At 64.6% G+C, this 25,099-nt stretch carries 21 protein-coding genes, 1 tRNA gene and 1 pseudogene; 12 read left to right on the top strand and 11 right to left on the bottom strand.

All coding sequences use genetic code 11. The features are described from left to right. Positions 1-31: 31 nt before the first annotated feature. Positions 32-382 carry a DUF485 domain-containing protein gene (locus K0817_RS14030; RefSeq protein ID WP_219982147.1) on the bottom strand — a complete coding sequence of 117 codons (351 nt, stop codon included), beginning with the start codon at positions 380-382 and terminating at the stop codon, positions 32-34. 155 nt (positions 383-537) lie between these two features. Between K0817_RS14030 and K0817_RS14025 the strand changes: the two genes are divergently transcribed. Continuing rightward, positions 538-1,398: a helix-turn-helix transcriptional regulator gene (locus K0817_RS14025; protein ID WP_219982146.1), complete on the top strand. Its 861-nt coding sequence runs from the start codon at positions 538-540 to the stop codon at positions 1,396-1,398. A gap of 109 nt (positions 1,399-1,507) precedes the next feature. Further along, positions 1,508-1,858 carry an Lsr2 family protein gene (locus tag K0817_RS14020; RefSeq protein WP_219982356.1) on the top strand — a complete coding sequence of 117 codons (351 nt, stop codon included), beginning with the start codon at positions 1,508-1,510 and terminating at the stop codon, positions 1,856-1,858. A 21-nt stretch (positions 1,859-1,879) separates the two neighbouring features. On the opposite strand, the gene pntB is transcribed toward K0817_RS14020, so the two are convergent. Both pntB and K0817_RS14010 read right to left on the bottom strand, forming a co-directional pair. Then, on the bottom strand, positions 1,880-3,319 hold the full coding sequence (pntB, locus tag K0817_RS14015) for a Re/Si-specific NAD(P)(+) transhydrogenase subunit beta (RefSeq protein WP_219982145.1): 1,440 nt from the start codon (positions 3,317-3,319) through the stop codon (positions 1,880-1,882). Then, positions 3,316-4,863, bottom strand: a complete 1,548-nt coding sequence (locus K0817_RS14010; protein WP_219982144.1) for a Re/Si-specific NAD(P)(+) transhydrogenase subunit alpha — start codon at positions 4,861-4,863, stop codon at positions 3,316-3,318. Before K0817_RS14010 ends, pntB begins: the two co-directional genes overlap by 4 nt. A 277-nt stretch (positions 4,864-5,140) precedes the next feature. Here K0817_RS14010 and K0817_RS14005 point away from each other — a divergent pair, with 277 nt between their 5' ends. Both K0817_RS14005 and K0817_RS14000 read left to right on the top strand, forming a co-directional pair. Next, positions 5,141-5,425, top strand: a complete 285-nt coding sequence (locus K0817_RS14005; RefSeq protein WP_219982143.1) for a Fe-S cluster assembly protein HesB — start codon at positions 5,141-5,143, stop codon at positions 5,423-5,425. 79 nt (positions 5,426-5,504) lie between these two features. Then, positions 5,505-5,576, top strand: a tRNA-Arg gene (locus K0817_RS14000). A 417-nt stretch (positions 5,577-5,993) separates the two neighbouring features. Here K0817_RS14000 and K0817_RS13995 read toward each other — a convergent pair. Both K0817_RS13995 and K0817_RS13990 read right to left on the bottom strand, forming a co-directional pair. Continuing rightward, on the bottom strand, positions 5,994-6,425 hold the full coding sequence (locus K0817_RS13995; protein ID WP_219982142.1) for a hypothetical protein: 432 nt from the start codon (positions 6,423-6,425) through the stop codon (positions 5,994-5,996). 327 nt (positions 6,426-6,752) lie between these two features. Continuing rightward, positions 6,753-6,932, bottom strand: coding sequence for a hypothetical protein (locus tag K0817_RS13990; protein ID WP_219982141.1), 180 nt, complete (start codon positions 6,930-6,932; stop codon positions 6,753-6,755). 540 nt (positions 6,933-7,472) lie between these two features. Between K0817_RS13990 and K0817_RS13985 the strand changes: the two genes are divergently transcribed. Next, positions 7,473-11,168, top strand: a complete 3,696-nt coding sequence (locus tag K0817_RS13985; protein WP_219982140.1) for a P-loop NTPase fold protein — start codon at positions 7,473-7,475, stop codon at positions 11,166-11,168. A gap of 1,020 nt (positions 11,169-12,188) precedes the next feature. Further along, entirely contained in the window at positions 12,189-12,659 is a 471-nt protein-coding gene (locus K0817_RS13980) for a hypothetical protein (RefSeq protein WP_253735398.1), read from the top strand. Between the two features lie 517 nt (positions 12,660-13,176). Here the strand turns inward: K0817_RS13980 and K0817_RS13975 are convergent. From K0817_RS13975 to K0817_RS13965, 3 genes and pseudogenes are all read right to left on the bottom strand, one after another. Continuing rightward, on the bottom strand, positions 13,177-13,929 hold the full coding sequence (locus K0817_RS13975; RefSeq protein WP_219982138.1) for a hypothetical protein: 753 nt from the start codon (positions 13,927-13,929) through the stop codon (positions 13,177-13,179). A 282-nt stretch (positions 13,930-14,211) separates the two neighbouring features. Beyond that, positions 14,212-14,589, bottom strand: a complete 378-nt coding sequence (locus K0817_RS13970) for a hypothetical protein (protein ID WP_219982137.1) — start codon at positions 14,587-14,589, stop codon at positions 14,212-14,214. Positions 14,590-14,885: 296 nt separating this feature from the next. After that, positions 14,886-15,101 (bottom strand): annotated as a pseudogene (locus tag K0817_RS13965) (permease); the annotation flags it as partial. Between the two features lie 385 nt (positions 15,102-15,486). On the opposite strand from K0817_RS13965, the gene K0817_RS13960 reads away from it, so the two are divergent. The 4 genes from K0817_RS13960 (at position 15,487) to K0817_RS13950 (ending at position 19,907) form a co-directional block, all read left to right on the top strand. Next, positions 15,487-16,533: a nucleotidyltransferase gene (locus tag K0817_RS13960; RefSeq protein ID WP_219982136.1), complete on the top strand. Its 1,047-nt coding sequence runs from the start codon at positions 15,487-15,489 to the stop codon at positions 16,531-16,533. A gap of 731 nt (positions 16,534-17,264) precedes the next feature. Beyond that, on the top strand, positions 17,265-18,077 hold the full coding sequence (locus K0817_RS13955) for a ThiF family adenylyltransferase (protein ID WP_253735397.1): 813 nt from the start codon (positions 17,265-17,267) through the stop codon (positions 18,075-18,077). Continuing rightward, positions 18,074-18,559 carry a Mov34/MPN/PAD-1 family protein gene (locus tag K0817_RS18795; RefSeq protein WP_219982134.1) on the top strand — a complete coding sequence of 162 codons (486 nt, stop codon included), beginning with the start codon at positions 18,074-18,076 and terminating at the stop codon, positions 18,557-18,559. Before K0817_RS13955 ends, K0817_RS18795 begins: the two co-directional genes overlap by 4 nt. 10 nt (positions 18,560-18,569) lie before the next feature. Then, on the top strand, positions 18,570-19,907 hold the full coding sequence (locus tag K0817_RS13950; protein WP_219982133.1) for an SAVED domain-containing protein: 1,338 nt from the start codon (positions 18,570-18,572) through the stop codon (positions 19,905-19,907). Positions 19,908-20,063: 156 nt separating this feature from the next. Here K0817_RS13950 and K0817_RS13945 read toward each other — a convergent pair whose 3' ends face one another. Continuing rightward, entirely contained in the window at positions 20,064-20,897 is an 834-nt protein-coding gene (locus K0817_RS13945) for a hypothetical protein (RefSeq protein ID WP_219982132.1), read from the bottom strand. A gap of 215 nt (positions 20,898-21,112) precedes the next feature. Here K0817_RS13945 and K0817_RS13940 point away from each other — a divergent pair, with 215 nt between their 5' ends. Beyond that, positions 21,113-21,283 carry a hypothetical protein gene (locus tag K0817_RS13940; RefSeq protein WP_219982131.1) on the top strand — a complete coding sequence of 57 codons (171 nt, stop codon included), beginning with the start codon at positions 21,113-21,115 and terminating at the stop codon, positions 21,281-21,283. A gap of 1,531 nt (positions 21,284-22,814) precedes the next feature. Here K0817_RS13940 and K0817_RS13935 read toward each other — a convergent pair. Then, positions 22,815-22,994, bottom strand: coding sequence for a DNA-binding protein (locus tag K0817_RS13935; RefSeq protein ID WP_219982130.1), 180 nt, complete (start codon positions 22,992-22,994; stop codon positions 22,815-22,817). 199 nt (positions 22,995-23,193) lie between these two features. Here K0817_RS13935 and K0817_RS13930 point away from each other — a divergent pair, with 199 nt between their 5' ends. After that, complete coding sequence (locus K0817_RS13930) at positions 23,194-23,985, top strand: hypothetical protein (protein WP_219982129.1); 792 nt, start codon at positions 23,194-23,196, stop codon at positions 23,983-23,985. A 99-nt stretch (positions 23,986-24,084) separates the two neighbouring features. On the opposite strand, the gene K0817_RS13925 is transcribed toward K0817_RS13930, so the two are convergent. Continuing rightward, entirely contained in the window at positions 24,085-24,942 is an 858-nt protein-coding gene (locus K0817_RS13925; protein ID WP_219982128.1) for an alpha/beta fold hydrolase, read from the bottom strand. Positions 24,943-25,099: the final 157 nt, after the last annotated feature.

Raw genomic sequence — 25,099 nt, 5'->3', positions numbered from 1 at the left:
ATGGCAGTGTGGATCGCGCCGAGCACGTCGTTCACGAGGATGCCTCCTGCTTCTCGAGGCCGGTGCGGATCTCTTCGGCGATCGGGTCGAGCTTCCGGTTCGCGTACCAGACGTAGGCCATCGTGATCGCGAAGGTGGTGACGAACTGGCCGAGCCCGAAGAGCAGACCGACCGTGATCTCACCCCATACGCGCTGCGACATGAACTCGCGTGCGAACGACGACAGCAGCACGTATGCGAAGTACCAGACGAGGAATGCGATCGCGAGCGGGAAGACGAACCCGCGCTGCCGCTTCTTCAGCTCTCCGAATCGCGGTGACTCCTCCACCGCGACGTAGTCGATGCCGCCGGGTGGGGCGGTGTCTGTTCTCGAATCGGACATGTGGCCTCCTTGCCTCATGAACGGACGCGCCAGCGCGTCCCTTGGGGGGACCCGGATCCTGGCGCTCATCTCAGCCCGAGCGCCAGACATCGCGAGTGGTATGGTCACGGTACGAAAACCGGCGAGGACGCCGTCACCCCCGGAAGTAGGTAGTCGTGGGAGCGCCTGATCTCCAAGCGACCAGCGATGCTCTGGCGCTCGATCGCGCCGTGGCCGATCTGGTCCGGCGCACACACTTCCCCGTCGCTTTCGGCGGCCTCACCCGCGACGACGCGATCCACGTGACCTCGATCGTCGGGGCCCGCACGCACAACCTCGATGGGCTCGTGGTGCAGGCGTCGCGCGGGCTCGGAGGCCGTGCCCTGGTCGAGAAGCGACCGCGCCTGGCCATGGACTACCGGTCCGCGCGCAGCATCACGCACGACTACGACCGAGCGATCCTCGGCGAGGGCATCGCCACCCTGTTCGCGGTGCCGGTTCTGGTCAGTGGCCGCGCTCGCGGCGTCATCTACTGCGGGTCGTGGGCCGAGGCTCCGGTGGGCGATGTCGTCGCGCGTCCGGCGTTCGCCGTGGCCGACGCGCTGTCGAACGAACTGCGCATCCGCGAGGAGGTGCAGCGCCGCCTCACTCTCACGCCTCGACCGGCCGAGAGCGCGACGATGGCGCCCGCCGCCCGCGAAGAGCTGCGTCGGACGTACGCCGAACTGCGCAGCATCGCCGCCGTCGTCGACGATCCGGCCGTCCGCGAGCGGCTGGCGCGTCTCGAACAGCGGCTGGCCGCGCTGTCGCAGGACGGCCCTCGTCCCGCCGATCACGTGGACGTGCGGCTGTCGCCGCGCGAGGTCGATGTGCTCTCGTGCGCGGCCCTCGGCGCCACCAACGCCGAGATCGCGTCGACGCTGGAGCTGAAGGAAGGGACCGTCAAGTCCTACCTGCAGTCGGCGATGTCGAAACTGGATGCCTCGACCCGGCATGCGGCGGTGGCTGCGGCGCGGCGGGCCGGCCTGCTGCCCTGATCCGGGCATTCGCACGCGAATCCAGAATCGTCGCGCGAATTCGCTTTCGCCCATTCACATTCGTCTATTTCCCGGTGGCGCGGTGGAATTGCACGCTATTGTGCTTTGCATGGCTCGCAGAATCGTGCATCAGCTCGTCGACGATATCGACGGAACCCTCCTCGACGCCGGAGAAGGCGAGACTGTTCTGTTCTCGCTTGACGGTGTCGCCTATGAAATCGACCTCACCGCTGAGAATGCCGCGGCATTGCGCGGTGCGCTCGAGCGCTACACCAAGGCGGCGCGCACGGTGTCGAGCTCACGCGGGTCGTCTGGCGGTTCCTCCTCCAGCCGTCGCCGCCGCTCGGGACAGCAGGATTACAGCGCGATCCGCGACTGGGCCAAGAAGAACGGCTTCACCGTATCGGACCGTGGCCGGGTTCCGGCATCCGTTCTCGACGCCTACGAGGCGGCGCACTGACGCACGCCGCCTCTCGGCAATTCACGCGCGATTCGTCGCGGACTTCACGTCGCTGGCGAGGTGCATGAGAATCTCGTCGACTTTGTCTTTCGCGTCGCCGAACAGCATCTGGGCGTTCTCTCGATAGAACAGCGGATTCTGCACACCGGCGTATCCGGATGCCATCGAGCGCTTGAAGACGATGACATTTCGCGCCTCCCATACGCGCAGCACCGGCATTCCCGCGATCGGGCTGGTGGGGTCTTCTGCCGCGGCCGGATTGACGGTGTCGTTCGCGCCGATGACGAGCACGATGTCGGCCTGTGACAACTCGTCGTTGATCTCGTCCATCTCGAGCACGATGTCGTAGGGCACCTTGGCTTCGGCCAGCAGCACGTTCATGTGCCCGGGCAGCCGGCCGGCGACGGGGTGGATGCCGAACCGCACGTCGACGCCGCGTTCGCGCAGCTTCTGCACGAGGTCGGCCACGCCGTGCTGCGCCTGGGCGACCGCCATGCCGTAGCCGGGAGTGATGACGACGCTCGAGGCTCCCGACAGCAGGTCGGCGGCCGACTCGGCGTCGATCTCGCGGTGCTCGCCCTCCACCTCGTCGCCACCCTTGGGGGCCTCGATGCCGAACCCGCCCGCGATGACCGACAGGAACGAGCGGTTCATCGCCTTGCACATGATGTAGCTGAGGTACGCACCCGACGCGCCCACGAGCGCTCCGGTGACGATGAGCAGATCGTTGTTGAGCAGGAAGCCCGCTGCCGCAGCCGCCCAGCCCGAGTAGCTGTTGAGCATCGAGACCACGACCGGCATGTCGCCGCCGCCGATCGACGCGACGAGGTGCCACCCCAACGCGAGGGCGAGCGCCGTCACGAGCACGAGCAGCCACAGCTCCGGTGTGATCACGTACCAGACCGTGAGGGCGAGGAAGGCGACGAGCGCGCCGACGTTGAGGATGTTCTTGCCGGGCAGCATCAGCGGCTTCGACGAGATGCGCGCCGACAGCTTGAGGAACGCCACGATCGAGCCGGTGAACGTCACGCCGCCGATGAAGACGCCGATGAACACTTCGGCGTGGTGGATGTCGGCCAGTGCCCCCTCGAGCCCGGTGTCGTACAGCGCGCCGTTCCAGCCCACCAGCACCGCGGCGAGGCCGACGAAGGAGTGCAGCAGCGCGATGAGTTCCGGCATCCCGGTCATCTCGACGCGCCGTGCGCGCCACAGCCCGATGGCGCCGCCGATCAGCACCGCGGCGACCAGCAGCACGAGCCCCAGCACGGCCGACGGTTCGCCCCACGCGGAGGCCGCCGTCAGCCACACCGTGGCGACGAGGGCGATAGCCATGCCGAGGATGCCGTAGGTGACGCCGCGGCGGCTGGTCTCGTGTTTGCTGAGGCCCGCGAGGCTGAGGATGAACAGCAGCGCTGCGACGATGTAGGCGGCGCCGGCGACGGCACCTGCGACGGCGATCATCGGGTCTCACCCTTCTGGAACATGGCGAGCATGCGCCGCGTGACGGCGAACCCGCCGAAGATGTTGATGCTCGCCACGAGCACCGCGATCGCCGCGAGGATCTGCACGGTGAGGTCGGGCGCGGTGATCTGCACCATGGCGCCGACGACGATGATGCCCGAGATGGCATTCGTGACGCTCATGAGGGGCGTGTGCAGCGCGTGCGCGACCTTGCCGATGACGTAGAAGCCGACGACGATCGCGAGCGTCAGCACCAGGAAGTGCTGCGGGAGCGGCGGCGGTGCGAATGCGCAGATGGCGAAGAGCGCCGCGATGCCGGCGGCGACGAGTCCGTTGCGCTTCGCCGGCGACATCGTCTTCTTCACCGGCGCCGGCCGCGCTTCGGGCCTGGCAGCGGCCGCGGGCGCCGCCGAGACCTGCACGGGCGGCGGCGGCCAGGTGACCGCGCCGTCTCGCACGACGGTGACGGTGCGTTGCACGACATCGTCGAAGTCGAGGGTGAGCGTGCCGTCCTTGGCGGGAGTGAGCAGTTTCAGCAGGTTGGCGAGGTTGGTGGCGAACAGCTGGGATGCCTGCTGCGGCAACCTCCCCGGAAGGTCGGTGTAGCCGAGGATGACGACGCCGTTCTCGGTCACCACCCGCTCCCCCGCGACGGATCCCTCGACGTTGCCGCCCTGCCCCGCCGCCATGTCGACGATGACGCTGCCCGGCTTCATGCTCGCCACGTCGGCCGCCGTGATGAGGCGCGGCGCCGGCCGGCCCGGGATGAGCGCCGTCGTGATGATGATGTCGACGTCGGCGGCCTGCTCCGAGTAGATCTCAGCCGCGCGCTGATCGTAGGCCGCGCTGGTGGCCTTCGCGTATCCGTCGGCCGAGACCTCTTTCGCCTCGTCGGGCACCACGACCTCGAGGTACTCGCCGCCGATCGAGGCCACCTGGTCGGCCACCTCCGGCCGCGGGTCGGTCGCCCGCACGATCGCGCCGAGGCTCGAGGCCGCGCCGATCGCGGCGAGCCCCGCGACGCCGGCGCCGGCCACCAGCACCTTCGCCGGCGGCACCTTGCCGGCCGCCGTCACCTGCCCGGTGAAGAAACGCCCGAACTCGTGCGCCGCCTCGACCACCGCGCGGTAGCCCGCGATGTTGGCCATCGAGCTCAGCACGTCCATCGACTGTGCGCGCGAGATCCTCGGCACCGCGTCGAGTGCGACCGCCGTGATCCCGCGCGTGGCCAGCGATTCGACCAGCTCGGGGCGCAGCGCCGGGCTCAATGTCGCGACGAGGGTCGCACCGTCTGCAAGCCGCTCGATCTCGGCAGGCGAAGGCGCGTTCACCTTGAGTACGACCGGTGACGCCCATGCGGTGGCGGCGTCGATGATGGCGGCTCCGGATGCCTCGTATGCGGCATCCGGAAACGAAGACCGGGCCCCCGCACCGGCTTCGACAACCACGTCGTAGCCGAGGGCGAGGAGTTTGGGGACGGTGGTGGGAGTAGCGGCCACCCGGGACTCTCCGGGCGCTTCGGCGACGATGCCAATGCGGGTCATGCGTTCCTCGTGATCTGGTGCGGGCAGTCTGCGGTGCGGATCCAACGGGCAAGACGCCTCCACCCTCTCAGACCGCGGGCAGGATCCGGCTCGCATTGCGCCCAATACGACGACAAGAACCGCCGAAATTCACACGCGATGGAGCGATTCGGGTTTTCGCCGGGTTTGAACGTGGGAAACCCCTCCGAATGCCGGCCCTACGGCGTGCTGGGGTTGCATGATCGCTCGGATCTCGGAATCGTGGCCGGTCCGGAACCGCAAACGGAAAGGCACAAGCATGACTCTCACGCTTACCCAGACCGCCGCAGAGGCCGTCAAGCAGATCGTCGCCCGCGTCCCGCAGGCCGAAGACGGAGGTGTGCGGATCCGCGATACCGGAGCGCCGTCGGGCTTCGAACTGAGCGTCGCACCCGACCCTGAGCCGCAGGACACCGTCGTCGTTACCGACGGCGCGCGGGTCTTCCTCGATGAGACCGCCGCCGCTTCGCTGGATGACCGCGTCCTCGACGCCGAACTCTCGCAGGACGGCTCCGTGCGCTTCGCGCTCGGCACCCAGGCCTGACCGAGGCTATTGGCTTCACGACGCCCCGGTGCTTCGGCACCGGGGCGTCGCTCGTACACCCCGTAGAATGGCGAGGCCAGCCTCTGTAGCTCAATGGAAGAGCAGTTCCGTCCTAAGGAAACGGTTGGGGGTTCGAGTCCCTCCAGGGGCACAGTCTCTTTTTGCCTCTGACCAGGTATTTCTTTCGTGGTCAGATCACTCAGAATGCATTTTTGGCCGCATTTTGGCCGCATTTGCTCGATCATCGGCGCGAGACGCTCGGGGTAGGGCACCGAGCGCTTCTCGTGCGTCTTGGGCGTGCCGACGTGGATCTCGTACGCGACCATCACCGCGTTCTCCTCGATGACGAAGCGCCGGCGGAGGCCGTTCACGCTGCGCACCCGCAGCCCTGTGGCCCCACCCCAGCGCAGGCCGGTGTACGCCAGGGTCAGGACGAGCGTCGGATACGCCGAGCACGCCGCCAACGTCGCAACCTGGTCATGCGTGAGGTAGACGCGGCGCTTGCCGGGTCCGTGCCGAGGAAGACTGCGCACGCGGCGGGCCGGGTTGCTCGCGAGGCGCCGATCGTCTATCGCGACGTCGATGATGCCGGCGAGGATCCCGAGCGAGCGAAGGACGACCGTACGCGACTTCTGCGACGCGAGAACGGATACCCAGTCTTGGACTTCCGAGCGACGGATCGAAGAGATCTCTCGGTCGGCCCAGACCGGCGCAACGTGTTCTTCCACGCCCGCTCGAGCGTCATGTAGTACGAAGGCTTCGACATGGGCGGCTGCTTCGACCGGAGCCAACTGTCGGCGAACATCCGGACCGGCACCCGCGATGCCACGGGATCGATGTACTCGCCCTTCGATTTGGACACGGTGACCATGGACAGGTAGAGCTTCGCCTCGCGCATCGTCGTGAAGCCGCGCTTCTGCGTTTCGGTGCTATCAGGCTTGCGGTAGCGCACGCGGTAGCGGCGGCCCTTCGCCGTTTCGTACGGGGTGATGGTGCCCATCTCTCGACCCCCGCTCATGCCGGCTCGGTCTTCCGGATGTGTGGTCGTAGGCTGCATTGAGTGCCCCTGAAGCGGTCTTTGGTGAGGTGTCGCTTGATGCAGCGACAGACTGGGCGTCGAGCCCGTTCTCAGTCAGGCGCTCTCAAAGTAGGTCACCACACCGGAGTGTCGTACTGGCGACTGGGGTTACGCGTCCCCGAACCCGCGCCGCTCCCGGGCCGGATCAGGCGCTGCGTCATTGAGGCCGCCAGTGTTCGCTGCGCGCGTAGCGTTGAGCCGCGTCTTTGGCGTCACCCTGATCGTCGTGGGGACCTTCGCTGACCTCAATCATGTGCTACCGGGCTTGCCATGATGGTCGACCGCCAGCCAGTACGAGCCGTCGCGTTCGACGACGCCGACAGTTGTGAGGATGCTGACATGCGGCGTAAGGTCGCAAGCAACGGTGTCGAGCGGGATCGGCGTGCTCGTGTCGTCGCCTTGCCATTCGTAGATGGGTTCGCCGCCCACCGAGTCGCGTCCGGTGAGGTGGTACAAACTGGCGATGGCCGTACGGCTCTCCGTGGAAGCGTAGAGGCACACCCTCGGCAACGGATTCGATGTCGGGATGGTAGCCGGCGAGCGGGCCGCCGAAGAGTTTCACGCGGGTCACGCGCGCAGCCTATGCTGCTCCCACAACTCGATCGAGCTTCGGTCTCAGCACGGACCACTCTGACGATGTCTTAGGTATTGCGGAGCCACTGATAGCCAAAGTCCTGACGCCAGCGCGGGACAGACGCTCTCTTCAGCCGAGCGCGACGATGCTGCGCGGATTGCTCGCTTCCGCGGCCGCCACGCTAGACCGGGACACACGGCCTGCCCAGTGACGGCGCCTTCCCACCGCGCCCAGTGGCGCTGCGCGGCCGTGACGTCGGGGCCCAACGCAACGCTGGCACCGCGTCGATCCAATCTGACTCAGCGTGCTGCCGCTAGTCTCGCCGTGACCTAGCGTGCGCGCACGGTTCCCGAATATAGACGGCGATTCAATCAACGACGGCAGGACTAAGCCAAGTGACGCAGGTATCGGAACTCATCGAGGATCGTGAGATCGCACAGTTCGATCAAGACCGACTCGGGCACAAGGACGTAGTAGAACAGCTCGTAAACCTGGCCCGGAATGTGCCGACTCCCTCGAACATTGCCCTCTACGGAGCGTGGGGGTCAGGCAAGAGCGGCGTGGGTCGAATGCTACGCATAGCGGTTCAACGCGAGAAGGGCATCAAGTTCGCTCGCTTCGATGCCTTCAAGTACGCTCAGAACCCCCTGCGGAGGAATTTCGTGTCGGTCGTCGCGACTGAGTTGGGAATAACGAGTTCGAGCTATCACTCAGACTTGTACAGCGGGCGAGTCGAAACTGACTTTAAGGTTCCTGCTGGCAAGGTGGGACGGCTTCTTCTGACTTTTGCGATCGTGGCCCTGGTGTGTGTCGCTGTGGTTCTCGCCGTCGTGGCGGTTTTCGCGGCCATCCAACAGCAGGACGTTTGGGCCGCACTGTTGGCTGTCTTTTCAACGGCAGTGCCGGCCTCGCTGGTTCCGGCGACCTTGCTGACCGCCGTCATCGCCCTTGTCGGGCGTACCTTCGTGCAGGAGAAGCGAGTTGAGAAGGCAGAGAGCGACGAGGAGTTTGAGGCCCTATTTCGCAAGTTGGTCGCGACAAGCAAAGCGGAGCGACTCATCATCTTCGTCGATGAGATTGATCGATGTGCGCCATCAGAAGTCATTGAGACTCTTGACGCTGTGCGTACGTTCTTGGGCGTCGATCGATGTGTTTTCATCGTCGCGGCCGACCCGCAGGCGATTGAGCAGGCCCTCACCGAAGGCGCGACTCACGCAACCCCCGCCGACGACCTGAACCCGTACTACTCTGCGGGAAGCAGCTACCTGGACAAAGTGTTTCAGTACCAGATCGCCATTCCGCCGCTGCTCCCGCAAGGTGTCACCTCGTTTGCAGCCGGCCTGGTACGCGATCGACCTGGGCTTTGGCAAGAGATTGACACGGCGGCGGTCGCCTCGATCCTCATTCCCACTCACGTCAGAAGTCCACGGCGAGTAAAGAACCTCTTGAACTCGTTCGCGTTGGCGTACCGACTAACTGAAGCGCGCATTGGCAGCGGCCTTCTCGACATCGATCTGGTGGCCGCGGTGGACGAGCTCGCTCGACTTGTTTGTTTGCGGGTGGAGTTTCCAATATTCGCGCGAGACCTGGTCGTCGACCCTGATCTGCCCAGGTACGTTCTTGAGTTGTCCGAGGTGGACCCGACGAAGCGGTCGGAAGTGTGGAAAGGGTACCCCTACGTCGGAGAGAGGACGCGCGACGTCGCCGAGGCATATGCGAATCGAACACGTGAGGTCGATCGGCTTCTTCTTGAAGGGGGCGTCGCGAGTGGCGTCCCAGACGAGTCTCGAGTTCGTAGGGCCCATGGTCAGCAGCTGCTTGATTATCTTTCTCGCACACGTCTTGTCACGGGGCCGACCCGAGCCCTCATCCACCTTCAGGACAGCAGTCAGCTGTTCGACCTTCCAGCATCCGTGACTGAGCAGCTCGAGCGCGATGCTCAGAACGGTTCACTGCATGCCGTCCGGGCGGTTTACGCAGGATTGGACGAGGATGCGCGGTCGTCAGCTCTGCGCTTTCTCGCAGAGTTGGCGCGCACCGGTATCGGGTATGAGGCTCAGAATGTCGCGCGCACCGTTCTCTTTGCGGTCACGGCTGCCCCGGTTCCGGAGGTGGTTGTCGACGCGTGCGTCATGGTTTTAGGGCAACTGATCGAAGAGGCGCCGGACGTCATCAACGAAGACACTGCGCCCGGCGCTTGGGCAATCGCGGTTGTCAGCGATCGTCCCGAAGCTCTGCGGATTGGTGCGAAGGTTCTCTCGTTCGAGAATGCCAGCGACGCACTCTATGGTCAGGTTCTCGTTCACGCAAGACAGGCGCGTCGATTCGATGACTCGAAGTTCGCGGCGTTGGTATTGGAGCGACTCTTGGGCGAAGGAGCGGCTGAGACTCTGGAGCGTCTCGCCGACATCGAGGATGACGCCTTCGAGCAAACCGTCGACGGGATCGCCGATGCGCTTCCCGAGCAGATCAAACTGGCGCTCGGTGCACGAAACGAGTGGAAGGCCCAGCAAGCGCGTCTCGAGGAGCGCCGCGCCGCGGTAGCTGCGGGCGTGAGACGCGGAGGAGCCGCGCCTGCGCCGGCGGAAGATGACGAGGAAGAACTGCTCGAGCCGGCGAGCCCGTCAGCGGCGCTCGAAGGCCTCACCGCGTTAGTGACGACGCGAATCGGTCGCAGTCGCGGGGCAAGCGAAACACTCGCAACGGCCATCTTGCACGCCAAGCAACCGGAGACACGCCATGCGGTGGACGACGAGCTCGCCAACTGGGGAACCATCGAATCGGCCCTCCTTGTCGAGGCGATTTTGGATCAGGCGTGGTACCTGGGCCTGAAAAGGTGGCCAACGTGGATTTCAGCCATTGACACGAAGTGGACGCCGTCGGCGAAGGCGGTTGAGCACATCAGCGAACTGGTCGAGAAGCTGCGAGAAGAGGACGTAGTCGACGAGGAGGACCGACAACTCCTAACCGCCGCGGCAGATGCGGTTGAGCGCCTGCTTCCGGCTCTGAGCGACCAAGATCTGGCGTCGGTTCAGGCCGTTGCGTCGGACCTGGGCAAACCGGTCCTGACCGAGTCGGACATCGAAGCCCGTCAGCAACGTCGCGCTGTGGCAGCCGTTCTAGAAGCTGCCGGAGTCGCGTCTGCCGTCGAGGTGTCTCGACTTGAACTGGTAGATCTCGCCACAACATTGACGCTTGAGATCGACGCCCAGCCAATCGAATCCGCCATGGCCAACTACGTCGTCGACGGCACGACGGCCATTCTTCGGAGAGTCGGCGACTCGGAGTCGGCTAGAACGCTTGTCGCCGCGATCGCTGAGTGCTCTTGGCTCTCTGAGCCTGACGTCTCGCGAATCGAGTCGATAACTGCGGCTCTTGCCCCACAGCTATCAGCTGCTGTTGGGATCACGCCGCCGCGCGCAGCCACCGTCGTTGCACGCTCATCTGACCTGTCGGCGACCGAGTACGAGAGGATGCTGAACTACTGGCTTCGCGCCACCGATGATGAAGCGGTTGAAGTTCGGCCGCTGTTGGATCGCTATCTCCGCGGGTCGAACGCACTCAACGCAGAATTGGCCAGCTCTATCGCGGCCTGGCGAGATCGCGCAGGGCCGGCACAGCAGCTGGCCTTGCTGGGGCATTACGTAGGGGACGTCTCCCGGCCTCCGATCTCGGACGATCGACTGATCGCGCTGGGGATCCGCGACCTCCCAGACGCCGAGGTAGGCGACATGCTTGTTCGGCGCTACGAGTCTTCGACGACCAACCCAAAACGTCTTGAGAACCTTCGATGCTGGAGTATCGCGCACATCACGGATGAAGCAGTTCGACTCAAATTGATTCGTCAGATCTTGATTCCGATCTTTGGTCAAGGGGTGACAGCGGTCGAACCGGCGCTCCAGTACTTGATAACTCTCGCCTCACCGGTCCCGAAGGGAGTGAAGAAGCCACTAGGGGATGCGGTGCTCGCCGGCGTGGACGGTCGGTCTCACTTGGAACAGCGAGCCACCAACGCGCTTCAGACTCTTGGCTACCCTGTTCGGTCGAGCGGCCTCTTTGGTCTGCGGAAGAAGGTCGATACCGGCCGGTGACACTCGTCCTGGATCGCAGTCTCGCTCCTCGACTAATCGATCAGGGCGCAGCCCCTACCTATCGAGGCTTGTCCCACCGGGTGATGCAATCCAAATTGAGGCAATGCACGCAGGCACCCAGGATGACCGACACCGCAGCGATCCATCCGAGTCTGACCACCCCTCGCGCACCGATTGCCGTTGCTGCAGCAGACCTCCATGCCGTAGCGCCCACTGCCCTGAAAGTGTGCCCCGCTGGGAGGGCGACCCACCCGTCGCCAGCCCAGATCAGCCCGCTTGACGGCCGGCTTGCGGACGGTACGCGATTCTTCGCGCTCCGACTCCGCGAGATTGAGCGAGGCGGCGCCCGGCCTCTCCTCCGACTCGGTGGAGCGTCAAGAGCGGCACTGAAGCTTCGGTGATCGTGCTGCCCCAAACCGGCCGGCAAGGTCGAAGGCGTTGATGCCGCGATCGGCGACGCGATCCTCTTCCGCGGCCGAGGGCGTGACCTTCCCCGCGCAAGCGGCCTCTCGGCGGCAGTGGAATGAGGCGCGACGGCCGCCCCGGTATGCCCTTACACGGCTTGCGCCACTACGCCAGCACGATATACGCCCAAAAGGGCGCTATGCCCAGCGAGACTATGACTCGGCTCGGACACACGTGGTTTGCCGTGGCCATGCTCTATCAGCAAACGACGGATCGCGACGACGAGTTCGCCGCGCGCCGCCGACAGGGCCTCAGCGAAGCGCCGCCGATAGGCTCGGCGACGTGCGAAGCCCTGTGGAGTCATCATCGAAGCCCGGAGTCGATTCGTGGGCGGATCTCGCTTGGTGGCCCGCGGATTGGTCGCAATTCCTGCCCGAACTAATCAATACGGCCGTAGTCGGTGCGCTTGTCGGTGTCGGCCTATGGATCATGCAATCTGTCGCCGCGAAGCGTGAGCGTCGCCGTCTCGCTGAGAGCGCGTGGGCTCACGCTCGCCCGCTCGTCCGAAATGCTGTCTCATCGCCGATGATTCGAACCGCTCAGATCGACTACTTCATGTCGCACGTCGAGAATGTGCTGGTGACCGTGCAAGGGATGGATCTCATCGCATGGCACGATGCGCTTCCCGAGAACGAGGAGATCGCGGCGCTCGAAGCGCTCGTCCGCGAAGCGCCGGCCCTAAAGCAAGCGATGAAGGATCTGTCGATATCCGTCCGCAAAGCGGTCGATGACTTACTGCCCGGCAGCGCGAGTAGGCAGGGGGTCGCGCGCACTCACTACGCCGGGTGGCTCCTGGGGGTGGAAGTGTCGAGAACAGGCATCTACTCGACTTCGATCGACGTCGATCCGCTCATGAATCAGATTACCGCGCACGGGCAGACTCTCGAATACGGGGCGAAGTACTTGCGGCTTCTTGCCGCCATCGAAGCGAACTATGCGGAGCTGAATCGCGACGAAACCCCGCCGAGCCCCAAGACGCGACGGAGCATCCGCGAGAAGCTCTCGGCGCTACGGGCCGGTAGCTAGCCGAGCACGCTTGACGACCGGCTCGCGGGCGGCCTTGGGCCCGCGACAACAGCTAACCCGAGAGGTGCTGGACGGCTCGAGTTACCCAGCAGGTCACGCCGGGACACGGAACGTCCTGTCAGACGAGTGGGCGGGCGTCCTTGACTGAGCGCTCAGCCGGACTGATCGGAGGAGTTCGCGCGATCGCGGACGGGCGCAGGAGTCAGTACTGACGTCTCGCGGGATGACCGGGTCATCGCGTGTCGGGCTCAACGGGGTAAGTCAGTCGCATCGAAGGGCCGGCCTTTCGCAGAATCGTTGCTGACCGGGGCCTGGGCGGGTGGGCGACAACGCGCCGCTCCGCGCTGCTCGTGTGGGCTAATGGCCGAGCAGCAAGATGTAAGCATCCCCAAGGTTGGTGGCCTTCTCGAAGCCCGCCTTCGTGCGAATGCCTTCGGCGATCGCGTATTCAACTCTTGGGGCCATGCTCATCTGCCGATGATATCGACTAGCAGAACCACAATTTGAAGCGTGTGGCTCAGTTCGTCCCCAGGCTGTTGCTGTCGGCATCTAGCATCTCGAACACTTTCTGCGGCTGCTTCAGCTGGTCGTCGCTCAGTCGCTGCGCAGCGATGTCCTTCGATCCAAGGGCGCGGCTGCGAATGTGGATCTTGCCCTGATCATCTTTGAGCTGCGCGTACTGCAAAGGGCCGAGATCGAGCACCACGGACTCGGCGTGCTGCATGGCCTCAGCTAGCGCGGCGACAGACGTCCCGTAGCGCTCGGTGTTCTCCGACAGAGCTTTGTCTACCGTCATGGCTTCGGCGGTCTGCACCAGCTGGCTAGCGATGATTCTAGTCTGGCGCTTGTCGGCAACGCTCTGCCCCCACATCTTGATGCGCGTCCACACAGAGCCAGGTTCAACCGCGACGATATCCCACGCGTCAAAGCCAAGGTTGTCCACGAAGTCGAAGAGGTTCTTGAGGATCAGAACTGCAGTGTAAGGACTGTCGGTGCGGATGTACACGCCGCACTCGAATGCCTTCGGCGCGATCAGCGCCTGAGTCCGCACAAGCTGTCGGGGTACGGGATCTCTCGGGACCGAGTATGCAGCGCCGGCTCCAGGTGTGGCGATTCGCTTGAACGAGCCCGTGGCGGAGACGGTGGTTCCCGCGATCTTCTTCGCCTTCGAGAGCGCTCGGCCCGCCTGGGTTTGAACACGTTTCCGCGCACCCTTGTCCTTTGGTAAGCGCTCCGCGACGGCAGCTTCTTCTTCTTCTTCTTCTCCCACATCGTGCACTTTAGCGGCACAGTAGATTGGCCCGTCCCCAGGTATGAGAAGAATACCGAAGCAGCAGAAGCATCAATCGCATCGTTCAGCGGCCAGATTGACAGGCTGGAGTATCTCCACCACGCGGCGGTGGCCCGCGCCGATGAGCTAGAGCGCCAGATGATGGACGCGCCAGAACCCGCTGACTCCTCGCCTACTCAGGACGAGCACTCTCAGGTTGAACGGTTCCCACTGCCGCAATCCACTCAACGACTATGCTCCACAGAGCGATGTCTTCGAGCTTCACGTGCCGAGATTGGCGTCCGTCTTCCCTTCGTCCTGATCGCCAAATGAGACGCCGTGAATGTCGAAGGTCGCCATGCCATCAGGCAGCTCAACCTTGGCCGCGTCTTTCAAAGTGCCCTTGGTTAGGTTCCGAACCCAGGGACGTCCGTTGCCGTCGACACATGTCAGGAGCACGTCGTTCATGTGATCAGCCAGACTCCCCGTAATGCGAGTGCTGAAGCGTAGCGTCGCTCCTGGAGGCATGTGCTCATCGTCGTGCTCGCGCGCGTCGCTATCCTTCACGAGCTCGAGCGACCGGTCGTAAAGACCAGCAACGTAGGTGCGCACCGCCACTGCACGGGCAGGCTTGCTCCCCGCGTTGTAGATGGTTGCCATCAGTTCGAAGAAATCCGTCTCTGAGGTGGCTTTCGCGGACCAGGCGCCATTGATCGCCTCAGCCAGCTCTCGCCTTCTCGTTCGCCGGTCATTCAGAACGATGCCAAGCGCGACGAGTAGCCCTCCGACTGTACCGACCGCCGCGAACCAATCTGGAACGGTTCCCCAATCTTGCGAACACCACCAGGCAGACCACCCCGCCCATGTGCTTCCCACCAGTCCATTGCCAGAGACTAGCGTCTGAAGGGCGAGCTACCGTGCTTGGATGCACCCAGATGCGGGATGTGTGTAGGTCACCCGCGGATCAGCAGACCACGGGCGGAGGGCACGTTGTCGCACTCGCACACCGGGATGAGCATGTCCAGGAGCGAGAGCACCGCCCGCTTCGCCCACACGTTGCGCGCGATCCACCGCTCGATGAGTCCCGGCGTCACCCACACCTGTACGACGATCGACAGCACGACGCCGAGCGCCACGAACGCCATCGACTCGATAAGCGCGTGCCGCGTCATCAACCGCGTGGAACGTTCCCCTATTTGGGGACCCCAGAGTGATAGGCACGCCCATCTCAGCCTTTTGAGCATCGACAATGCCGCCGAGATCTCTCGCCATGGCCCGATTGAGCCGCTTGCCGCCCGTGAGGCGCGCAGGTACCTTAACCGGTCATCGCACGTATGGGGATCGGCTTCGCGCCGCTCTTAGAAGCCGGCTCAAGCGCATCCTGCATGTGTTGCCGGCCCCGCCCGGTGTTCAAGGAGACACGCGCGACATAGTTGCGTTGCCGCAACTGCGCGACACTGACTGAGAGTCTGTTGCAGCGCCCGCACGCACTGATGTCCGGGGCAGGTCGTACCTTTGAGCCTGCCTGACCTCACTCCAACCCGAGGAGACCCCCGCATGGAGACACTTCCGGCGCAGTTCAGCAACGCTGTCAGCAACGTCACCATCAGCGACGACAAGGAACAGCGCGCCATCGCTGCTCACAGCGAGGTGCGCGAACTTCTCGAAGCCGACGCGACGCTGAAGAGCTGGGGCATCACCCCGCTTCTCATCGGGTCCTATGGTCGCCAAACCGCTCGATACCCAGGCAAGGACGTCGACATCTTCCTTCGGTTCCTCAACTTGGGTGTTGCCTCCGACCCTGCAGTGCTCTACGACGCGGTGTCGAGGGTCCTCATCGCCGCGTACGGACTCATCGACGAGGGCGGTCGGGTGACCCCGCAGCCGCGCAGCCTGAAGGTCGACTTCGCCGCTCCCAATGCACAGGCCGACCTCGCGTTCAGCGTGGACGCCGTACCGGCTGTTCCGTGGGGCAAGGACTGGGCTATCCCCAATCGTGACCGCTCGACTTGGCAGAACGAATCTGACCGCTGGGTGCGGACGAACCCTGTTGAGTTCGGCGACGCCTCGCAGACGCTCTCCACGAGCGCCAATAGCCCGGTCGTCAACGGGCGCAACGCCTACAAGCCGGTCGTCCGGCTGTTGCGGCAGGTCCGCCATGTGCATCTTGGCGCAGCGAAGCCGGGCGGCCTGTACGTCGAGGTCGCCGCGTTCGAAGCGTGGCAAAGCGGACGCGTGACCGGCGATTCATGGGCCGAGCTGTTTGCTTCTTCGCTCTACGAAGTGTCCCGCGTCTTTCACATGGCGGCGAGCGAAGGGCTCCTCGACCCGATTCTCCGCACGCCGCTCAAGCCTGCGCTCGAGACCTCTGACTGGCTGTATGCGAGCCGGACGTTCGGTGCGCTCGCGACGGACGCGCAGGAGGCGCTTCGAGCAACGCCGTGCGCGGCAGCGAAGACGTGGCGGACCATCCTCGGCACGAACGACCGCGGTCAGGTCTTCCCGCTTCCTGACGGCTGCAGCGGCGCTGGCGTACCCTTGCCGGCCGCGGCCGCCGTGAGCGCCACCGGGCCGACGCGCGCTCGCGGTTTCGCGCTGCAATGAGAGCGCCGTACGTCTACAACCAGCCCGCGTTCGAGGCGTTCTGCGCGGAACTGGTTGTGGCCGGGTTCAGCCCGGTGTCTGAGACACATCAGGCACGGTGGGTGGGCCCATTGCCGGAGGCGCTTCGACCGCTGACCGACCTCACTGAGATGCGGCTGTCCTTCCCCGACGGGTGGCCGGCGCTAGCGGTACGCGGCTATGTTCCCGGACTCGTGTCCGACCACGTCATGCCGGACTCGGGATACATCTGCCTCTGGGCCGACGATGACCCGGCGCAGGTCGTTGCGCAAACCTGGGGTGGGTACTTGGAGCGACTGGGAGCTTGGGCAGCCAGCGCGGCCCAAGGCTTTCGACCGGAAGACCGCGCTCTCGATGCGTGGGTGATGTTCCCTGGGCGCGCCTCCCTCGCTGCGGAACTGGATATCCCGGCGCTGTTCGACACCCCACGCAACGGAATGACCCATGTGGTCCATGGACGTGCCGACGGGATGCTGACACTCAGTAGGCGGCCCGCCGAGAGCTACCTGCTCTCGGGGCCGGTCTTCTTCCGAGACGCCGCGCTCAAGACCCCGCGCTCGCTCGACGACTTCCGAGCCGCTTTGACACCTCGGCAGTGCCGCAACCTCGACAACGGTCTCCAGCGGCGACGTGACGCCAAAGAGAATCACCCGAGCGGCGGCTACGACTTCGCGGTCCTAGCTTGGCCCAAGTACGACCAGTACGAGGCACTGGTGCTCACCTTCACCGGCGCGGAGGGCACGCTGGCTGCGTTCGCGAACGTCACCTCCCCCTCGGATACCGAGAGCCGCCTCCGTCGTGCGGGCCCCGATGCCCCACAGTTGCGCGGCAAGCGTGTCCTCATCGCCGGTGTCGGAGCGCTCGGCAGCCAGGTTGCGCGCACGTTGGCAACTAGTGGTGTCGGACGTCTCCGTCTCCACGACAACGACAGCATGCGCTCCACAAATCTGGTGCGCCACATCCTGCTTTCCCACTCCGTCGGGCACTCGAAAGCAGGGTTCACGAGCCTCTACATCGAGGACATCGCGCCCTGGTGCAAGCCGACGGTGCACGAGGACGTTCCGCTTCGGCCCGACGACATTCTTCCTTTGCTGCGCAACGTCGACCTCGTCGTCGACTGCACGGGGGTCTTCGCCGCCACACTGGCTATCGCCTCAGCCTGCGCTGAGACGAACGTCCCGCTCATCAGCGCGTCTCTCGCGCGTGGCGGCGACGCCTTCCGCGTTCAACGACAGATCGATGAAGACGTGCCGCTCATACAGCGGACTGCGCCTGACTTTCCACCCATCCCGCCTGGCGACGAAGCTGAATCGTTCGGGTTCCTCGAGCTCGGCTGCACGGCACCCGTGCACAACGCGCCTCCGGCAAGCGTCCTGCGTGCTGCCTCTGAAACAACGCTCGCTTGTATCGACCTCCTGCTCGGCCGAGCTGGACGCGCTGCGGATACGGTGACAATCCTTCGCGCCCTCGACGAGGCACCGTTCGATGTCGTCGGCGAACACCGCTTCCCGGTGGCAGTGTCATGACCGATGGGCCGATCGTGTACATGTCGGAATCGGTCCTCGAGCGACTGCAGGTCAACGCGGCCCGGTCGCACCCCCTCGAAACCGGCGGCATCCTGATTGGCGTGACAGTAGACAACTCCCCGTGGGTGACCGATGTGAGGGAGTTCGACTCGCCACGGCGAGGCCCTTCCCAGTTCATCCTCCCTCGCGGAGTCACTCAACGCGCGATTCGCGACGCTCGTCGACTCGATGCGCGACTCGGCTATCTCGGTGACTGGCACTCCCATCCCGCCGACGCGCCGGCGAGCCGCACCGACGTACTCACCACTCGCACGACCGCTCTGGCGATGCGCCGCGCAGTCTTGTTGCTCATCACTCGGCGTCGAGGCCAGACGTATGCGATGGAGTTGTCGATGGCGCGCGGCACCCGTATCGTGCCCTGTCGCATCGTTCCGACTGGTGACCTTCCTCCGCTTGTGCATCACACCGACACGACCCCTTAGGCGAGGCATCATGAACGCACCTGTCAGCCAGGACGACATCGACGTCCGAGGTCCGCTGTTCCTTTCGTACCGACAGTCAGACGGAACGAACACCGTCTCCGCGCTCGGATGGTTGCTACGCGCGGCGGGTATCCCCGTGTGGCGCGATGTCGATGACCTCCCGCCCGGCGATACGGCGGACCGTCTGGAGCAAGCGCTGGCGGACGGGTTGTCCGGCGGCGTACTGGTCATCACGCCCGACATCGCTAACAGCCCCATTGTGAGGTCCATCGAGGCGCCCGCGCTCATCAGGCTGCATCGCGGCGACGACCGATTCCAACTGCTGGTCGCGAGCGCCATCGAGCGCGCACCGGGCAAGATCGACTACAGCGCACCAGACAAGCTCCTCGAGCGCGTGCGTCGCGAACTTGAAGGCGTGAATCAGAACCCCGTAACCGATGACGGGCTTTTCGACATCGTTCGAGCGGCCGTCGCGCACCGCATGGCACAACACCGTGCAATCGTGGAGGCGAACGGGTTCTTCGAGCTCACGGTTCAGACGCGCAACATCGGGCAGGTCTACGACCGCACGGGCGCGCAGCTCGATGTCCGAGTCCGCCGCTCGTCTCATGAGCGCCTCCCCAGCTCAGAGGGCCTCGATGACTTGCGGCGAGCACTCACGCTTCTACCGGACGCAGTCGTCACGACCGGAGCGCGGGATGTTCGCATTTCCGGCGGCGGGCACCTCTCGGTCGGGTTCGCGCTCGGGGCCGCGCTGCCGTCGTCACGCGTCGGCGGCATCACCGTCATCGACCAGCGCGACGCCGAATGGGCGAGCACGACAGAGGCCGCCGTGCCCGCAGTGCCTCAGCTCACTTTCGACGCGGTGGATGCTGAGTCCACGGTCGGTGGCCGTCCGCGAGTCGTCGCTTACGTCGACCTCCTTCCTACCCCAAGCGATGCCGCGCCGCTGCGATTCCTCTCCGACCACGTGGGCGAGTATGTCGCGAGCGCCACGATTGCATATGGAGTTGGGGGCCTCATCGACCCGGCTGACGCAGGCAGCATCGCCGCAGAGGCGATGGCACGCGTGCGTCAGCTTTCCGCTCAGCATGGGAACGCGGCGGTCGACCTGCTGCTGAGATGCCCCTTTCCGCTGTCCGTGCTGATGGGCAGACTCTCGAACACGCTGCGCGTGCGGCTTTTCGAGTGGGATGACAGCGACGCGGATGGCGATTTCACGCCGCGGTACGTTGCCGCGCTCGATGTGCACGCCAGCGCTCCAGAGGGGCCAATCACCGCCGCTCTGCTCCCTATAGTCGGGGACAAGGACGGGGATACGGCTGCGAGCGGCGCCGACGACACCTGAACGCACGCCCTCCTGCGGCGCAGAAGAACGATTCTCTCTGCCGGCCCGACGGGCCCGCGCAGTGTCCTGCAATGGTCATGAGCCGGCTGAGGCTTCAACTACCCTGCGACCGCCGCGACTCTGCCTCCGCGTGAGAGAGCAGCAGAGACGCTGAGCTCACACGTCCTTTAGCCCCTGCCAGCTCTCCCCGTCCCAGACCCAGCCTTGACGGGTGCCCTCGTGCACCACCCACAGGTGGGTGATCGCGGGATCGAGATCAGGAGCCGTCGACGGTGTCCCGTAGCTGTCGTCGTAGACCCACGACGGTGCCTCGCCGTGCAGCGCGCGGCTGATCTCCCGGTCGGTATCTCCGTCGACCCAGACGAACAGGTGTCGCGCCTCGGCGCCCGACTCGGCGAGCTTCTTCGGATTGTCGGTCTTCTCCTGGAGCTCAGCGAGGATTCGCGCCAGAGCGTCGTCGCTGCCCTGATGCGTGTACGGGCTCACCAGCCCGTAGTGCAACCTGTGCTCGTGGTTAGGATCATCGGCGTACTCCTGGTGAGGCACCGCAGCCGCAGTCTCGGCGCCGGCGTTCAGGAGCACCATGAGCGGCTCCACGATCGGGCTGTGCTGGGTTCCGGTGTTGTGCAGGATGACCTCGACAGCGTCGCGCTCCCGATCGAAATCGTGCACGCCGGCCGCTTCAAGCTGCGCGAGCGCCGGCTGCACCGTCTGCACGAAGCTGTCCAGGCGCACGCCGGTCTCCGGCGGTGTGGCGACCCAACACATCGACAACGGCGCGGTGCGGGTCTGCTTCTTTACAGACTTGTTGATCGCCTTCCGGCTCTTCAGCCGGTCTCCCGCGGTGACCCTCGTCACCTCGACGGCGATGCGCCCGTCAAGAGACCGGTAGTCAACGCCGCCGTACTTGTCGGCGTGCTCAAGCTGGATGCCGAGCACGCGCTGCACTACGCGCTTGGCGTCGATCTCGTCGGGGTCCTCGTGGTTCATGGCGCTCCTTTGCTGCCTGAAGTGTCTAGGAGTACAACCTTCGATGGGCGTGGCGGATTCCCGCCCCGTGACAGGACTCTGAGTCCCCGACGAGGGAGCGCCTCAGTCCGTGCGCGCTCCTCGTCAGAACGATGCGCCTCCTGCCGCGCTGACGGCCGTTCTACGACATCTCCTCTTGTCGCGGTGCGCGCACTGAGCCCGGGTACGCTCTCGCCATGGAGCCGTACACCTCCGTCGAGCTCACACGCCTTCTCGACTATCCCAACGAGACGGGCCCCAGACTCGCCGTGCGTCGCTATCTGCGCGCCACATATCTTGAGCACGTGAAGAACGCGCCGCGGGAGTTGAGCGAGCCCGAGGCCGCCGATGTTCTGGGTGTCGCATGACCAGTCGGTCGGTTGATGCAACGTCAGCGCCTGCCGCGGACGAGGAGCGATTCTTCGCCCGCGTCGAAGCGATCGATGAGATTGACGGGCAAGCGACGGTTGTGCTCGACGTTGTCCGTTCCGATTCGGGACCATTCTCCGGCCGCAGGTTGGTGGACGTATCCCGGGAGGCGGCGGATTACTGGGCGAAAGCGTTCAGCGGGCGCTTGGCGATAGACGACTTCTTGGACGGTTTTGAAACGTACATCGTCGTACTGCAGAATTCTCCGCCCGACTACGGTTGGCAGTTCGAGCGCTGGCTCACTTTCACGGCAAGACGTTTGGCAGCTGCCGGCGATGCTGTAATCGCCCCGGCGCTGGTCGGGGAGTTCATTCGGCCAGAGAAGCCGTCCGATGATGACGTCGAGGACTTGAGGTCCGTATCGCCTCCCGTGCTTGCTAGCGCCGCGCAAGGCGCATTGCTCGACCGAATCTTCGATATGTCCGCGTGGCCGAGCGCCACAGCCGCGGAGATCGCCGCGGCGTTTGACTGGCGAGCTCTATCGCAGGTCATCTCAATCGACGTGGGGCAGGGATCGGCCCTTGCTATGGTCGATTCATCGGGCCATCCGCGTGTGTACTTCGACGTGGGCGCAGGTTTTGGGCCGAACAAGCGAACGGTGCCCGTGGGGCTTTCGTTTTGCACGTGTAAGAGACCCGTTGTAGTTCTTTCCCACTGGGACACAGATCATCTGCACGGAGCTCGGTACGAACCGAAGCTCCTGAAGAGTCAATGGGTAGTCCCACGCCAATTGATCGGGCCAACCCACGCGCGGTTAGCGAACTCGGTCCTTCGCGCGGGCGGTAAGGTGCTCACTTTCGACATCGAGCGGACAGAGGTAGCCCTTAGCCCGCGCGCTTGGGGGTCAAGAGCGAGCCGCGCCACACAGACTCTCTTCTTGGAGAGGTGCACCGGAAGAACGAAGAATGACAGCGGCCTTTCGGTCGCGGTTTGGGATCGCGTCCGCGAACGAGCTTGGCTCCTGGTAGGCGACGCAGGATACAGATACCTGCCCTCCGCGTCTTCGCTGCAAGGCCTCTGCGTCCTCAGCGCATCGCACCATGGTGCTGCGCTCGGAGTCGGAGATTCGCCTCCGGCAGCGCCCGCAATGGGGTACTTGCGACTTCTCTACTCGTTCGGTTTTGAGAACGCTTTTCATCATCCGCGTGACGTCGCAGTTCAGGCACATGAGAACGTCGGTTGGCGACATGCAGGGGCGTGGCCACAGGGGGTAGACGTACTTGCCACGACGACACCAAACGCGCCGCAACAGCGTAACGCTGTCGCCGCGGGGTGGCTGCGTAGACCAAACCTGCCGCGGCATCTGGCCAGCTGTCAGCAGCTGGCACCGTTGCGTTGATGGGCTGACGCAGAGCGTCGTGATGTGTGAGATCCGGTGAGGATCCCCGCCGTCGACACCCACTCACGTCAACCCCTGCCATGCGGGGAATGAGCCGACGTTTCGCGTAGCGGAACCTCATAATCGGTCGCTCAGGCGTCGATGCCGAAGGCGCGAAGCAGCGGCACGCGGGGGATCATCCGGCGCGGGCCGAGTTGGACCGTAGGGATGGTCCCGTTCTCGATGCCGAGCTTGATCGTGCGGTAGTCGGCGCCGCCGAGCTTCGCGGCATCCTTCGTCGTCAGAGTAGGGCACTCAGGCAAGTGGTCCATAGCCCTTCCCCTTCCTCGAGCGCGATGTCGTCAACATCCTCAGGAAGCCGCGGAACTGCGCGGTTCTTGCAGGTTCATGGCTGATTGAGCAATCGCTCACTCGTACTCGAGTCCCATCGGAGCACAGTGATCGGAGAGCACCCGCCCGCCGGCTAGCGCCTCGCGCTGCGGTGCGCTGACGACGTTGTAGCTTCGACCTATGACTCACACTGCTGGCGCGTCCGAATGGATCGATGCGCCGAAGCTGCCGCCACTCGAGGGCGACGAGCCGTTCATCGGCGCTGGCGGCGCGACGGTGCTGGACTTCTGGCGATTCGCGATGTCGGACTTGCGAACTAACAACACACGCGGATATCTGGCCGAATTCCTGGTCGCGCGCTCGCTGGGCGTTGTTGCCGAACGTGTCGAGTGGGACGACTTCGACGTGCTTTGGGAGGGCGTGAAGATCGAGGTGAAGTCGTCTGCATACCTCCAATCGTGGCCGCAACGCAGGCTGTCTCAGATCAAGTTCACCAACCTTCGCGGCCGTGAATGGGGCGACATCACAGCGGGTCTAGCAGCGGAGAAGACCTATAAGGCCGACGTCTATGTGCTCTCCGTTCACACGATCCAGCACCACGATAATTACAACCCGCTCGACGTCGCTGCATGGCAGTTCTACATTCTCCCGCGCTCTACACTCGTCGGCCTCAATGTGGACTCGTTAACGCTGCCCACCGTCGCTCGCCTGACGAACCCGATTCCGTACAACGGACTCGCTGACGCGATCCGCACCGCAGCGCCTCGGCCGGCACCGCAATACTGGAAAAGGGAGACCGCCTCGTCACTCGCATACTTCAAGCTGGTCGGATCGACAGAGTACATTCTGCGAAACGACGCCTGGGAAACCTACGACCAGTACGAATCGGGTCCCACGTGGTGGAACATCACCGGCGAGATCGGCACGGACATCATCAACGCAGACGAGCTCCCGCCCGGTGCACCCCGTTAGTGGCCTCGCTCGCCGACCTCACGTTTCCCGCGTCTTTGCGGATCCCAGTCCGATGAGCATTGTGCTCAGTCGTTTCGAGTCTCTCCACGGGCACCGATTCTAGGTCTGGCTTCGGACGCGCCGGCGGATGTCGTCGACCACTTGCGGCCACGCCCGCTTCGGAAACTCGTGCCCGATGCCATCCAGCACCGTGAACGATGCACCTGGCATCTCTCGCGCCAAAGCCGACCCGTTCTCGAGAGGGAACAACGGGTCCAGAGCGCCGTGGAAGACCGTCGTCGGAACCTGGATCTCCGACAGACGCTCCCGCCACCGCGGAATCTTCTGCATGTAGGGATGGTTGCCCGCCGTCCGCGCGTCGACGCTGCGCGCAACGGCCCGCGCACAGATCTGCCTCGCCGCATCCGCATCGAACTCGTCTCCCGCAAGGATTCGTTCGTTCTCAACGTAGTAGTCGATGACCGCGGCCTCGTCATCCCAATCCGGTTCGGAGATCGTCCCCCACGCGGCCAGCAGCCCATCAGAAACTTCAGGCAGATCAGGATCTGCCGGGCCGTGATCCGTCGAACGTGACGAGATCAGCGTCATCGACGAGACCCGGTGCGGGTGCTCGAGCGCGAGAAGCTGGGCGACCCAGCCACCCTGAGAGAACCCGACCACGTGGGATCGCTCGTAGCCGAAGAAGTCCAGGATCGCGACCGCATCCCCCATCAGATCTTCGAGTGTGTAACCCGGCTCCCCCACAGGCCACAGCGATGACTCTCCGGTATCCCGTTGGTCGTATCGGATCACGCGACAGTGGCTCGCTGCGAGCTGGCGGCAGAACTCCGGCGGCCACCAGTCGCGGGTACACGAGGTGCCCGCGATCAGCAGTACCGGCGGATCGGCGGATGCGCCCATTATTTCGGCCACGAGCGTCGCGTCGTCAGTTTTGATGCGGTGAGCCTGAAAGTCCATGGCTAGTCCCCCTTTTCGTGTGATCCCGGGACTCGTTCCCTTGCGTTCTGTGCGTGCCTGGAACGGTACGCCGACGCCGGGGATCGGGCATGTGCCGTTGGTAACGTTCCTCGCCCGGAGCGCTTTCGGTCAGCGCCACTGATTCGCTCCGGCGGTG

The sequence above is a fragment of the Microbacterium sp. HD4P20 genome, from assembly GCF_019449275.2.
Lineage (GTDB): Bacteria > Actinomycetota > Actinomycetes > Actinomycetales > Microbacteriaceae > Microbacterium.
The sequence above is the reverse complement of the archived record's forward strand: the minus strand, read 5'-3'. Positions and strand labels throughout refer to the sequence as shown.

Coding starts and splice junctions, on each gene's coding strand:
- K0817_RS13995 (WP_219982142.1), bottom strand. CDS start 6,425: ATGGGCACCATCACCCCGTACGAAACGGCGAAGGGCCGCCGCTACCGC.
- K0817_RS13940 (WP_219982131.1), top strand. CDS start 21,113: ATGGAGCCGTACACCTCCGTCGAGCTCACACGCCTTCTCGACTATCCC.
- K0817_RS13970 (WP_219982137.1), bottom strand. CDS start 14,589: ATGGCAACCATCTACAACGCGGGGAGCAAGCCTGCCCGTGCAGTGGCG.
- K0817_RS13960 (WP_219982136.1), top strand. CDS start 15,487: ATGGAGACACTTCCGGCGCAGTTCAGCAACGCTGTCAGCAACGTCACC.
- K0817_RS14010 (WP_219982144.1), bottom strand. CDS start 4,863: ATGACCCGCATTGGCATCGTCGCCGAAGCGCCCGGAGAGTCCCGGGTG.
- K0817_RS13945 (WP_219982132.1), bottom strand. CDS start 20,897: ATGAACCACGAGGACCCCGACGAGATCGACGCCAAGCGCGTAGTGCAG.
- pntB (WP_219982145.1), bottom strand. CDS start 3,319: ATGATCGCCGTCGCAGGTGCCGTCGCCGGCGCCGCCTACATCGTCGCA.
- K0817_RS13925 (WP_219982128.1), bottom strand. CDS start 24,942: ATGGACTTTCAGGCTCACCGCATCAAAACTGACGACGCGACGCTCGTG.
- K0817_RS18795 (WP_219982134.1), top strand. CDS start 18,074: ATGACCGATGGGCCGATCGTGTACATGTCGGAATCGGTCCTCGAGCGA.
- K0817_RS13930 (WP_219982129.1), top strand. CDS start 23,194: ATGACTCACACTGCTGGCGCGTCCGAATGGATCGATGCGCCGAAGCTG.
- K0817_RS14020 (WP_219982356.1), top strand. CDS start 1,508: ATGGCTCGCAGAATCGTGCATCAGCTCGTCGACGATATCGACGGAACC.
- K0817_RS13935 (WP_219982130.1), bottom strand. CDS start 22,994: ATGGACCACTTGCCTGAGTGCCCTACTCTGACGACGAAGGATGCCGCG.
- K0817_RS13950 (WP_219982133.1), top strand. CDS start 18,570: ATGAACGCACCTGTCAGCCAGGACGACATCGACGTCCGAGGTCCGCTG.
- K0817_RS13980 (WP_253735398.1), top strand. CDS start 12,189: ATGTCGCACGTCGAGAATGTGCTGGTGACCGTGCAAGGGATGGATCTC.
- K0817_RS14030 (WP_219982147.1), bottom strand. CDS start 382: ATGTCCGATTCGAGAACAGACACCGCCCCACCCGGCGGCATCGACTAC.
- K0817_RS14005 (WP_219982143.1), top strand. CDS start 5,141: ATGACTCTCACGCTTACCCAGACCGCCGCAGAGGCCGTCAAGCAGATC.